General features: G+C 67.7%; 10 protein-coding genes. 3 read left to right on the top strand and 7 right to left on the bottom strand.

Features of this window, described 5'->3' with window-relative positions; translation table 11 throughout:
- From ACJ7Z0_RS18815 to ACJ7Z0_RS18800, 4 genes are all read right to left on the bottom strand, one after another.
- A complete protein-coding gene (locus tag ACJ7Z0_RS18815; RefSeq protein WP_434791048.1) occupies positions 1 to 1,713 on the bottom strand; it encodes a ShlB/FhaC/HecB family hemolysin secretion/activation protein in 1,713 nt (570 codons plus the stop codon).
- A 59-nt stretch (positions 1,714 to 1,772) separates the two neighbouring features.
- Complete coding sequence (locus tag ACJ7Z0_RS18810) at positions 1,773 to 3,818, bottom strand: CHAT domain-containing protein (RefSeq protein ID WP_434791047.1); 2,046 nt, start codon at positions 3,816 to 3,818, stop codon at positions 1,773 to 1,775.
- Between the two features lie 246 nt (positions 3,819 to 4,064).
- On the bottom strand, positions 4,065 to 6,251 hold the full coding sequence (gene katE, locus ACJ7Z0_RS18805; RefSeq protein WP_434791046.1) for a catalase HPII: 2,187 nt from the start codon (positions 6,249 to 6,251) through the stop codon (positions 4,065 to 4,067).
- Entirely contained in the window at positions 6,248 to 6,442 is a 195-nt protein-coding gene (locus ACJ7Z0_RS18800) for a hypothetical protein (RefSeq protein WP_431125345.1), read from the bottom strand. The genes katE and ACJ7Z0_RS18800 overlap by 4 nt, the downstream gene beginning before the upstream one ends.
- A gap of 305 nt (positions 6,443 to 6,747) precedes the next feature.
- On the opposite strand from ACJ7Z0_RS18800, the gene ACJ7Z0_RS18795 reads away from it, so the two are divergent.
- Positions 6,748 to 7,566, top strand: a complete 819-nt coding sequence (locus tag ACJ7Z0_RS18795; RefSeq protein ID WP_434791045.1) for a transglutaminase-like domain-containing protein — start codon at positions 6,748 to 6,750, stop codon at positions 7,564 to 7,566.
- A 10-nt stretch (positions 7,567 to 7,576) separates the two neighbouring features.
- Here the strand turns inward: ACJ7Z0_RS18795 and ligD are convergent, their stop codons facing one another.
- Together ligD and ACJ7Z0_RS18785 are read right to left on the bottom strand one after the other, a co-directional pair.
- Positions 7,577 to 8,476: a non-homologous end-joining DNA ligase gene (ligD, locus tag ACJ7Z0_RS18790; RefSeq protein WP_434791044.1), complete on the bottom strand. Its 900-nt coding sequence runs from the start codon at positions 8,474 to 8,476 to the stop codon at positions 7,577 to 7,579.
- A gap of 187 nt (positions 8,477 to 8,663) precedes the next feature.
- A complete protein-coding gene (locus tag ACJ7Z0_RS18785) occupies positions 8,664 to 9,680 on the bottom strand; it encodes a M14 family metallopeptidase (protein WP_434791043.1) in 1,017 nt (338 codons plus the stop codon).
- A 201-nt stretch (positions 9,681 to 9,881) separates the two neighbouring features.
- Between ACJ7Z0_RS18785 and ACJ7Z0_RS18780 the strand changes: the two genes are divergently transcribed.
- Positions 9,882 to 10,154: a hypothetical protein gene (locus ACJ7Z0_RS18780; RefSeq protein WP_431125353.1), complete on the top strand. Its 273-nt coding sequence runs from the start codon at positions 9,882 to 9,884 to the stop codon at positions 10,152 to 10,154.
- A gap of 7 nt (positions 10,155 to 10,161) precedes the next feature.
- Here ACJ7Z0_RS18780 and rpe read toward each other — a convergent pair whose 3' ends face one another.
- Entirely contained in the window at positions 10,162 to 10,857 is a 696-nt protein-coding gene (gene rpe / locus ACJ7Z0_RS18775) for a ribulose-phosphate 3-epimerase (protein WP_434791042.1), read from the bottom strand.
- Positions 10,858 to 10,928: 71 nt separating this feature from the next.
- On the opposite strand from rpe, the gene apaG reads away from it, so the two are divergent.
- Positions 10,929 to 11,324 carry a Co2+/Mg2+ efflux protein ApaG gene (apaG, locus tag ACJ7Z0_RS18770; RefSeq protein WP_093020830.1) on the top strand — a complete coding sequence of 132 codons (396 nt, stop codon included), beginning with the start codon at positions 10,929 to 10,931 and terminating at the stop codon, positions 11,322 to 11,324.
- Positions 11,325 to 11,469: the final 145 nt, after the last annotated feature.

Below are 11,469 nucleotides of genomic sequence, written 5' to 3'. Positions count from 1 at the left end.
TCAGAACACCTTTTGCGCCTGCACGTACAAACGCGGGTTGCGGCCACCGCCATCGGTCTGCGCGGGCCGTGTGCCGTCACGCCAGGCGAGCGTCGCGCTGATCGAGAAGTTGCCGGGCCGGGCCCATGAGAGGCCGATGCCGAAACCCCGCAGGCTGTGGCGGTTGGCGGAGGTGTCGAACGGTGAAGGATCGCGCACGATCTTTCCGCGCGCGGCGTCGTAGAACACGAAGGGCGTGAGCTCCGAGTTGAGGGACCAGCGCCATTCGACGATGCCGATCGCGCCCTCGTCCACCAGCAACTCCCCGGACGGGTAGGCGCGCACCGCGCGCGCACCGCCCAGCGAGAGCTTCTCGGAGGCATCCAGGTTTTTGCTGGCCCATTGCCCGCCGACCGACACATAGAGCGAATGGTTCGGCACGATGGCCTGCAGCCGCGAGAGCTGGAAAGTCAGCTTGGTGTAGCCGCCCTCGGTGTGATTGCCTGCGATGCTCTGGTCGAACGCGCGGCTCTGCTCATCGCGGATCGAGAGGTCGCCGCGGTAGAGCGTGCCCGAGCTGGCCCAGTAGCCGCCGCCGAACATCTCGTCGCGCCGCTCCCAGGCCCAGCCGAGGCCAAAGCCGTGCACGCGCTTCTTCGAGGTGAAATCGACCGCATTCATCTCGTCGGTCAGGTTCTTTACGTCGGCACCCAGGCGCAGGAACAGGTTCTGCTGGCGCTGGCGGATGAGCGGGTAGTTGAGCGAGAAATCGAGCACGTCCGCCTTGCCCTGCGCGCCGAGCTCGGCGAACTCGCCGCCAAGCTCGTAGTTGACGCGCGCGAGCCCGAGGCCGGCGCGCAGGCCGCTGGTGCCGATGGGTGCCTCATAGGCCACGCGGCCGAATTGCAGCCCGCTGTTGTTGGACACCATCGCACGCATGTCGAGGTTGTCGCCGATGCCGAAGGGGCTGAGCCAGCGCGCGGTGCCGCCGACGCGAAAGCGCCCCGATTCCTTGGTGCCGTGGTTGTCGGCCTCGGCCGTGAAGGCCCAGCGCGGCGCCGCGACGACTTCGACCGAAAGATCGGTGGTGCCAGGCTGCGTGCCTTCCTGCAGCCCCGACGAAACCTTGATGCCCGGCTGGTCCGACAGCAGCAGCATCGAGCGCTCGTAAGCCGGTGCGCTCACGGCTTCGCCAGGCCGCAGCGGCGCGAGGAAGCCGCGCACGCGCGCCTCGCTGAGGGGCGCATCGGGCGCTACCGTCACGTCGACCTTGCCGAGCCGGCCTTCGATGACGCTGATCTCGACGACGCCGTCGCGCACGGTCTGCACCGGCACCACGGCCTGCGCGAGAAAGTAGCCGCGCTCCTTGTAGCGCGCGGTGATGGCTTGCGCCAGGCTTTCGAGATCGCCGAGCGTGACATTGCGTCCGATGTAGGGCGCGGTGATCGACTGCAGTTCCTCGTTGGTCAGTGCCTTCGCGCCGTTGAGGCGCAGGTCGTTGAGCTTGAACGAGGCGGCGGGCGGTTGCGGCGGCGCGGGCAGGCTTTGCGGCGCGACAGTGCCCGTGGCCTGGGCGACCGGGCGGTCGCAGGTGCCGCATGGGTCCTTGGTCGGCAGCAAGGTATTGACTTCGGGCTCGGCCGCGTGCGCGCGCTGGGCTGCGACCAGCAACGTTGCCCCCACCAGGGCAGTGACCGCAAAGGCAATGGGCGTGGATCGTTGGCGAACGCGCATCTCAGTGCTCCACCGCGTGTTGTGCTGCGGATTGCTTGTGTTCTGGGTGCTTTTTCATGTCAACTCCCCACCGTGAGGCGCCAGTTGCCGATCAGGTTGAACGGGGCCCAGAAGAAGGGATGGGACATCTTGGGATCCTTCAGCACGGCCAGCTGTCCGGCCTGCATCGCCTTCTGGATGTCGCGGCCCTTGGACAGCTCGCCGTAGAGCGTGCCCATGAGCACGGCGGTCGCGTCGTCCGACACGGGCCACAGCGAAGCAATCAGGCTCGAACTGCCGGCGGAAAGAAAGGAGCGCGTGAAGCCCAGCACCTCATCGCCCTGCGCGATGCGCCCCAGCCCCGACTCGCAGGCCGAGAGCGTGACCAGCGCCGTGCCGTCCATCGGCAGGCCGAGGATTTCGTGCGCCTCGAGAAAGTTCTGCTTGCCGCCTTCGTTGGCCAGCAGGATGCGCGAGTACAGCGGATCGACCGCGTCGGCCTCGGCATGGGCCGCCACGTGCATCAGCGGCGAACGCGCGGACATGTCGCGGAACTGCGTCTTGGTGGCCGCGGCGCCCATGTACACGGTGTTGCGCGGGAACAGTTGCGCGAGCTGCTTCACTTCGATCTCGGCGCCCGGCAGGTCGTACTTGTCTTCGATGCGCGGATTGCCGAAGGCAGTGAGCGATGCGCTCACGCGCGGCGTGCGCTGCGCCAGCTGCACGGCGATGCTGATCGACGGTGCGACGGCCACTGGATGCTGCTCAATGACGTAGCGGCCGTTCAAGCGCAGCGCCTGGAACGGCAGGTAGTGCAGCGGCCCATGGGGCACCACGATGAGCCGCTGCCCCGGCACGAGGCCGAGCGGGCCGAGCAGCGCCGCGCCGAGCTTCTCGGCATTGGTGATGGCGGTGCGGCGGCCGCGCACGATCGAGTTGCGAAACACCTCGACCAGTTCGGTGAGTTCGTCGCGGCGCACCGCCACGGTCTTGGCCTCGATGCCGGAGGGGCTCACGACCCACACCAGCAGCCGGTCGGGCAGCGAATGGAACTGCACCACGCGCTCGTCGGGCGCCAGGGCGCCCTGCAGCGTGGCCAGGTCGACGATGTTCGCGGCCCGGTCGCTGATCTTCGCGCGGCCGCGCACCGCGTCGAGCAGCGCGCGCGAGCGGCTGCGCTCGCTCACTTCGAAGGCCTGGCGCGCATCGCCCGCGTCGCTGTAGATCGACACGCCGCGCTCGAACACCGATTGCAGGTCCGAGAACAGGCCCATCTTGAATTCTTCGCTGCGGAATCTCGCGCGCACCTGGTCGACGCCGCCCAGCGCGCGCGCCATGGCTTCGGCCGCGGCCTGCTTCTGGCCCAGCGCGAGTTCGCTGCGCGCCACGCCGTCCCAGGCCCAGAGGCGGTAGTACTCGGTGTCGGTGCCCACTTGGCGCGCGGTGAGCGCGCGGTACAGGTCGCGGGCCTCGGCCGGCTTGTTCTCGGCCAGCAGCAGCCGCGCGCGGGTGCGGTCGAGCTGCGCGGTGAGCGGCGCATCCTTGGGCGGCGCCATGCTGCCGAGCGTCTCGCGCGCCCTTGCGGCATCGCCCGATTCGATGAGCGCATTGACGAGCGAGGCCTGCACCAGCGGCGCATAGCGCGGCGAGCTGTTGGCCAGCGCTTCGTCATAGCTGAGCACGGCGCCGGCGTAGTCGCCGCGGCGCGTGCGCACGTCGCCGATCACCTTCTGCACCGGGCCGACCACCAGCTTGGGGTCGCGCGCCGGGTGCCTGAGCGCCTCGCGCGCAAACTCCTCGGCCTTGTCGAGCTGGCCCGAATAGCTGTAGACGATGGCCAGGTCGCGGTTGGCCATGGCCATGAGGTTCGGATCGCGCGTGGCATTGGCCAGGTGCAGCGCCTTGCTCGCGGCGCGCACGCTCTGGCGGAATTCACCGGCCTCGGCCAAGGCCACCGCCTGGCTGCAGTACTGGTAGCCGGAGAGCTTGACGGCGTCTTGCCCGTAGAGCACCGCGCCCTCGCTGGTCAGTGCCAGCAAAGTGTCGGTGTCCTCAAGCCGGGCCTGTTCGGCCTTGCTGGCCGCGGCCTCGGCGTTGGGCGCCTGCTGCTGTTGTGCCGATGCCAACGGCCCATGGCCCAGCAGAAGAATGCCAGCCAGCCCGAGGGCACCCGCGACTCCTGCACGACGTGCCGAGCGCCCCCATCCCGTTCTCGAAAACCACGTCATTGGACCCCCGCGCGCGGCCCGTGTGCCCGCGGTTGCGGGGGTCGACGTCGCGGAAGTGCGCGCCGTTCAGGCCTCGTGGGGAAAGTCTAGAAGCGGCCCTGCGCCCCGCCTATTCGCAAGACGGTCTAGCGCAAAAGGACTATTTCATGCGGGGACCGAATCGATGTCGGTGCGGTCCCAATGGCGATGCTTGGCGATCGCGGCAATGAAGTCCTGCGCGATCTGCGTGGCCGCAGTGGCGTCTCCGAGGTTGGTCACCGGGGTGGCGGCCACCACCACGCCGGGAGGCAGGCTGCCCGGTGGCGTGTCGGCGGCAATGCCCAGTGTCGACAGCAGCCGCACGCCCTCGCCCACGGTGCAGATGGCCTTGCAATGCTTGTAGGCCTCGAGCACGAAGTGCACGGCATCGCCCGTGCCCGCGAGCGCCGCGGCGCCCAGGCTGCCGCCGGGCACCAGCACGGCATCGAACATCACCGAAGGTGCGTTGGCAAAGGTCATGTCAATGTCGATCTGCCGCTTCGATGCGCTGGCAACAGTGCCCAGGCGCGGGCCGACCACCTTGCAGCGCGCGCCGGCCTGCTCGAGCGCATCGCGGATCGGCTTGAGCGATGCGGAGTCGATACCGTCCGCCACCAGGATCGCGATCTTGCGCGTGCGGATCGAGCCGTCGCCGGTGTCGGCCATGCTGAGCGCGGGCGATTCCTCGATCGGCAATGTCATGCGGTGTTCACGAAAGCCTGCGCGGCCCGCGGCGGCCTTGGCGTCAGGCGCACCGATGCCCAGCGGCTCGGCCACGCGGCGCGCGAGCTTCTCGTCGACGTGCGCGAGGTTGTCGACCATGCGCTGCCGGATCGCCGGCACATCCACCTTCGAAAGCTCGAAGCGGAAGGCCGCCACGATGTGCTCCTTCTCGGCTGCGCTCTGGCTGTTGAAGAACAGCCGCGCCTGCGTGAAGTGGTCGTCGAACGTGGGGCTGCGCCGGCGCACCTTGGTCCCCCCGGTCTCATCGGGATACGCCTGGAAGCCGACGCTGCCGCCGTCGACCCTGAACTCCTTGCCGTCGCCGAGCGAATTGGGCTCGTAGGCCACCTGGCCGCGCGAGATGGTCTGGCGGTGCATGCCGTCGCGCTGGAAATTGTGGAACGGGCACACGCTCTTGTTGATGGGCAGCTCGTGAAAGTTCGCGCCGCCCAGCCGCGAGATCTGCGTGTCGGTGTACGAGAACAGGCGGCCCTGCAGCAGCGGATCGTTGCTGAAGTCGATGCCGGGCACCACGTGCCCCGGATGGAACGCGACCTGCTCGGTTTCCGCAAAGAAGTTGTCGGGGTTGCGGTTGAGCACCAGCCGGCCGATGCGCTGCACGGGCACCATCTCTTCGGGAATGAGCTTGGTCGGGTCCAGCAGGTCGAAGCCGAGCGACTGCGCCTTGTCCGGCGCGATGAGCTGCACGCCCAGTTCCCATTCGGGAAAGTCGCCGCGCTCGATGGCCTCCCACAGGTCGCGGCGGTGAAAGTCGGGGTCCTTGCCCGCGATCTTCTGCGCTTCGTCCCACGCCAGGCCATGGATGCCGAGCTTCGGCTTCCAGTGGAACTTCACGAAGTGGCTCTCGCCGCGGTTGTTGACGAAGCGGAAGGTGTGCACGCCGAAGCCTTCCATCATCCGCAGGCTGCGCGGAATGGCACGGTCCGACATCGCCCACATCAGCATGTGGGTGCTCTCGGGCATCAGCGAGACGAAGTCCCAGAAGGTGTCGTGCGCGCTCGCGGCCTGCGGCATTTCGTGGTGCGGCTCGGGCTTGACGGCGTGGATGAGGTCGGGGAACTTCATCGCGTCCTGGATGAAGAACACCGGCATGTTGTTGCCCACGAGGTCGTAATTGCCTTCGCGGGTGTAGAACTTGACGGCAAAGCCGCGCACGTCGCGCACCGTGTCGGCCGAACCGCGCGAGCCGGCCACGGTCGAGAAACGCACGAAAACGGGCGTTTTCGCATCCGGGTCCTGCAGGAAGTCGGCCGAGGTGAACTGCGACATCGACTTGTAGACCTGGAAGAAGCCGTGTGCCGCGGAGCCGCGCGCGTGCACCGCGCGCTCGGGAATGCGCTCGTGGTCGAAGTGCGTGATCTTCTCGCGCAGGATGAAATCTTCGAGCAGCGTGGGCCCGCGCAACCCGGCCTTGAGCGAGTTGTGGTTGTCGGGAATCTGAAGACCCTGGTTGGTCGTCAGATTGGGCGCATGATCGGTCGCGAAGCCATCGAGTTGCTGCTGCTTGGCATTGCTGCCATCCGTGGCCTTTGACCGGCGTCCGGCGGCGGCCTTGTTCTGAGGCGTCATCGATGATCTTTCATGGGAGGGTCAACTTCGTTGTCGATAAAAAGGTCCAGCACGTTCACCAGCGCAATCAGGCAAATGAAGCCCGCCACGGCGGCCACCACCCAAAAAAGGATTTCATCTCCCCAGGCACCGGTGAGTGAATCGAACAGCGAAGAAAACTCCATGATTCGCTCCAGCAGATCAGATTTCAATGACTCGATGCTTGCGCTGCAGCCTCCATGAAGCGACCAAAGCGAGATCGCGAGGCGGTTGCGAGCGAATCCAAAGGTTATGTTTTTCTCACACTGTTACCCGTAGTGGCGGCTCGCCCTCGGGTGTGGGAGAGGCGGCGCCAAAAAGGTAGGAGCGCACCGACACCCCCTGGCCCCCGCCTACGGCGCCTGGCGTATCCGCCCGCGTGCCGCGGCACGAGGCTCTCGATAGCATCGGCGCAGACGGCATGAAGCCTGCTTGCACGACACCGACAACACACGATTCACACACAGGGAAAAAGCAAATGCAGATCAGGATCGGTTTCGACATCGAGCTCGCCGTCACGGCACCCACGGCCTTGATCTACATGCTGCAGGTTCATCCCTCGCGCGCGGCGGATCTCCAGGACGGCGAGCACATCACCATCACCCCGGCGCTGCACACCGACTACTTCATGGACAGCTTCGACAACCACTGCGCGCGCGTGCGCATTCCCGCGGGCGTGACGAGCGTGCGGCTGCGCAACCATGCGGTGGTGTTCGATCCCGGCTGGGCCGACCCGGTGGACTACGGCGCCGTCGAACACGCGGCGGCCGACCTGCCGGTGTCGGCGCTGCCCTTCCTGCTGCCGAGCCGCTATTGCGAGGTCGACAGCGAACTGCTGCAGTTCGCATGGGACACCTTCGGCAGCGTGGCGCCGGGCTGGCACCGCGTGCAGGCCATCTGCAGCTTCGTGCACGAGCACCTGCGCTTCGACTACCAGACCGCGCGGCCCACGCGCACCGCGCTCGAGGGCTTTCGCGAGCACACGGGCGTGTGCAGGGACTTTGCCCACCTGGCCATCACGCTGTGCCGCTGCATGAACATTCCGGCGCGCTATGCCACGGGCTATCTCGGGGACATCGGCATTCCGCCCGTGCCGTATCCGATGGACTTCAGCGCCTGGTTCGAGGTGTACCTGGGCGAGCGCTGGCACACCTTCGACGCGCGCCACAACGTGCCGCGCATCGGGCGCATCGTGATTGCGCGCGGACGCGATGCGGCCGACGTGCCGATCACCATGGTGTTCGGCGTCAACTCGTTGCAGCGCTTCGAAGTGACGACCGACGAAATCCCGCAGTAGGCCCCGTGCGCTACGGCAGGTAGCCCAGCGTCCGCATCGCAGCGCCCAGCGCCGTGCGGCTGCGTTCCATCGCATTCCAGGGCGTGTTGCCGACGGCCAGTCGCTCGCCGATGTTGGCAACCGTCCAGTGCGCGGCACTACCCAGGTCCGGCAGCTCTTCCCAGGCCAGCGGCACCGACACGCCCAGGCCCGGGCGGGCGCGCGCCGACCAGGCACTGGCGGTGGTGGCCCCGAAGCCGTTGCGAAGATAGTCCGCAAAGATCTTGCCCACGCGGTTGCGCGGACCGCTCTTGGCGACGAATCGCTCCGGCACGGTGCGCGCCAGGTGCTCGACGATGGCGCGCGAGAAGCCCCGGACCTCGTCCCAGCCGAACTGGCGCCGGAGCGGCACCACCACGTGCAGCCCCTTGCCGCCGCTGGTCTTCACGAACGCCGGCAGGCCCAGTTCGTCCAGCAGCACGTGCACCAGCAGTGCCGCCTCCTGCATCTGCTGCCAGTCGACGCCTTCGCCCGGATCGAGGTCGAAGGTCATGCGGTCGGGCTTGCCGAGGGCGCGCGAGGTGGCGTTCCAGGTGTGCAGCTCGATGGTGTTGAACTGCGCGGCGCCCAGCAATGCCTGCGCGGTGTCGATCTGCAGCAGCGGGTCGTGCCCCGGATCCAGTGCCGGATCGAGCAGCTTGATTCCGGCGATGTCGCTGTGCTGCGCGTGTTTCTGGAAGAACAGCTCGCCGCCCACGCCCTCCGGCGCGCGCACCAGCGCCACGGGGCGGCCCTCGAGGTGCGGCAGGATCAACGGCGCCACGGTGGCGTAGTAGGCCGCGAGCTCGCCCTTGGTGATGCCGCTCGCGGCATCGATCACGCGCTCGGCATGGGTGATGCGCGGCAGAGGTGCCTTTTTCGAGACTGCCATGGCCTCCAGACTTTCGCCCGGGGCCGTTGCGCGATGTAGGAGCGCGGCGGCGCGCGCCGTAGGGCCCAGGCCGGTATTTTTTCCCTCCCCTCCCGGGGAGGGCTGGGATGGGGGCATGCGGCGTGCCCACCGAGCGCTCTGCCTGCCCCCATCCCAGCCTTCCCCCAGAGGGGGAAGGAGGGATGCTTCAGGCCGATGCGACGTTGGCGGCGCTGGCCACGGGGCCGAGCACGCGTTCGCTCGGACGCGCGAAGTAGAACCATTCGGCGCCGGGCAGCGCCAGCGCATTGGGAAAGACGATGAACCCGTCGTCCGGCGCGCTCACCAGCGTGCCGTCGTGGCGCATGCCGATGGGCTCGCCGCGCTGCACCGGATCGAAGGTGGCCCAGTCGCGCACGAAGCTGTCTTCCTCATCGAGCCGGTCCGTCACGCTCGAAAGGCGCAGCAATTGGGGCGGCCTGGGCGGCTCGATCGCCAACCCTGGCGGCAGCGGCGCCATGCCGAGCAGCGCGAGGGCGCGGCGAATGGCGCGCCACGCCACCTCGGGCGCCTGCGGGTCCCGGTGCTGGCCGCATTCGAGCGTGACGCCATAGCCGCCGCAGTTGCGGATGTATTCGTTGGTGCCGCGGCCGAAGTCGAGCGCGTCGTCGCCGACCGCAGCGCCGGCCGCGCGCTGCGCGAGTCCGGCGGCGTAGATGTCGAGCCAGCCTTCCACCACGATGGGCGTGCCCAGGTGCAGTGCGAGCAGCCCCTCCTCGCTGGCGCGGGCAAAGGGCTCCAGCTGGCCGGCGTTGTCTCGCGGGCCAATCATCGCGAAGGCCTCGCCCTCGCTCTGGAAGGAGTGCAGGTCGAGCAGCACGTCGTGCCGCTCGATGACCGGACACAGCAGGTTGGTCACGCGGCCTTCATAGTCGGCAGGCGCCTCGCTCGGCTTGAACAGGCGGTTGAGGTTGCGCTCGCCTTCGCGCTGCAGGCGCCGCCGCGCGAGCGGATTGGCCACGGGCACAAGGGTGAGCTGGCCTTGCAGCAGCTGGAGCGAGCCGCTGTCGAGTTCGGCCAACACGCGCTCGATGCCCACGGTGCCGCAGGTTTCGTCGCCATGCACCCCGCCCATCACGAGCAGCCGGGGACCGGGGTTCAGCGAGGCCACGGTGTGGATGCGCAGGCTGTCGGTGGCGGCGCCGGCAAAAGGATCGGAGGACATGCGGGCGATTATTGCGGAGGCCTTGCCCTTGGCGCAAAGCTGCTACTCGTTTCATAGCGGCGCAATCATCCACATGACCCGCAAGCAAGGCCGCCCGAGGTCCGGCGCGGGGGGCCTACAGGGCATGCCTCGCCTGTCCTACCGGAAGCGCGCCGGGTGCCATGCAGGCTTCAGCCTGACCCCATCGAGAAGGAAAGCGCCATGACCAGCAGCAAGCCCCGTCCGAAGGAACCCAGCACCCCGGAAGACCCGGTGCGGGACGCCGGCGGCGGCGACACCAAGATCGAACAGGGCGGCGATTCGGCGCCGCGCCTGCCCCACGAACATGACCAGTCTTCGGACAGCCAGGAAGCGCAGGACGGGCAGCCGCCCGAGGTGGGCCGCAGGGGCCATGACGACATCGAGCGCGGCACGGTCGACACCGACCGCGGCCCCGTGACGGACCGCGTCTACAACGACAAGGTCAAGCGCTGAGCCGGACTTACTTCTTGCCCACGCCGGCGAGCTGCTCGCGCATCGACGAGATCACCGCGCCGTAGTCCTTGGCGTTGAAAATCGCGCTGCCGGCCACGAAGGTGTCGGCGCCGGCCGAAGCCACGCGCGCAATGTTGTCGGCCTTGATGCCGCCGTCCACCTCCAGGCGGATGTCGCGGCCGCTCTGCTCGATGCGCTTGCGCGCGAGTTCGATCTTGCGCAGCGCCGAATCGATGAAGCTCTGCCCGCCAAAGCCGGGGTTCACCGACATGATCAGGATCAGGTCGATGTCGTCGATGGCCCAGTCGAGCGCTTCCAGGCCCAGGCCGGGGTTGAACACCAGCCCCGCCTTGCAGCCCGCGCCCTTGATGGCCTGGATGCTGCGGTTCACGTGCGGCGAGGCATCGGGGTGAAAGCTGATGTAGTCGGCGCCCGCTTCCGCGAAAGATGCGGCCAGCGCGTCGACCGGCTGGATCATCAGGTGCACGTCGATCGGCACCGGCTCCCCGTCCGCCGTCTTGGCGTAGGGCTTCAGGGCCTTGCAGATCATCGGTCCGAAGGTCAGGTTCGGCACGTAATGGTTGTCCATCACGTCGAAATGGATCCAGTCGGCGCCGGCGGCGATGACTTTGCCCAGTTCGTCGCCCAGATGGGCGAAATCGGCGGAAAGAATGGAGGGGGCGATGCGGAACGGCGTGCTCATGCGCCGATTGTCGCAGCCGGCGCAAAACCCGGAAAGCAGCGCAAGAGAAGGCTCCAGTTACCATCGCGCGCATGCCGCAAAGCCCCATCAGTGTCCAAGTAGAGCCGCGCTATCTCGCGGACCAGTCCTCGCCGAAGGACAAGATCTACACCTTTGCCTACACCGTCACCCTGACCAACGTGGGCGAAATCGGTGCCCAGCTCATTGCCCGCCACTGGCTCATCAACGACGCCTCGGGCCATGCCCAGGAGGTCAAGGGCCTGGGCGTGATCGGCCAGCAGCCGCTCCTGGCGCCAGGCGAATCGTTCCGCTATACCAGCGGCTGCCGCCTGCAGGCGCCGAGCGGCACCATGCACGGAAGCTATTTCGTGGTGACCGAGGACGGCGAGCGCTTCGACGTGCCGATTCCGATGTTCGTGCTGGAGGCGGACATCGGCGGCGCACCGGTCTCGCGCGTATTGCATTAGTACTCTCGGGGGCAACACCAGCGGCCCGGCAAAGCCGGTTCCGCAGTGTTTCTGGCCTGACTCCTTTCTTCATCAGGGGATCGGCAGAAACCGCCTTTGTCCTGCATCGCCGGGATGGCACCATGCGACACTGTCGGCCGGGCAG

It is taken from the genome of Variovorax palleresanus (genome assembly GCF_051144945.1).
GTDB classification, from domain to species: Bacteria; Pseudomonadota; Gammaproteobacteria; order Burkholderiales; family Burkholderiaceae_C; genus Variovorax; species Variovorax paradoxus_S.
The sequence above is the reverse complement of the archived record's forward strand: the minus strand, read 5'-3'. Positions and strand labels throughout refer to the sequence as shown.

Coding starts and splice junctions, on each gene's coding strand:
- ligD (WP_434791044.1), bottom strand. CDS start 8,476: ATGGCAGTCTCGAAAAAGGCACCTCTGCCGCGCATCACCCATGCCGAG.
- katE (WP_434791046.1), bottom strand. CDS start 6,251: ATGACGCCTCAGAACAAGGCCGCCGCCGGACGCCGGTCAAAGGCCACG.
- rpe (WP_434791042.1), bottom strand. CDS start 10,857: ATGAGCACGCCGTTCCGCATCGCCCCCTCCATTCTTTCCGCCGATTTC.
- ACJ7Z0_RS18815 (WP_434791048.1), bottom strand. CDS start 1,713: ATGCGCGTTCGCCAACGATCCACGCCCATTGCCTTTGCGGTCACTGCC.
- apaG (WP_093020830.1), top strand. CDS start 10,929: ATGCCGCAAAGCCCCATCAGTGTCCAAGTAGAGCCGCGCTATCTCGCG.
- ACJ7Z0_RS18795 (WP_434791045.1), top strand. CDS start 6,748: ATGCAGATCAGGATCGGTTTCGACATCGAGCTCGCCGTCACGGCACCC.
- ACJ7Z0_RS18785 (WP_434791043.1), bottom strand. CDS start 9,680: ATGTCCTCCGATCCTTTTGCCGGCGCCGCCACCGACAGCCTGCGCATC.
- ACJ7Z0_RS18780 (WP_431125353.1), top strand. CDS start 9,882: ATGACCAGCAGCAAGCCCCGTCCGAAGGAACCCAGCACCCCGGAAGAC.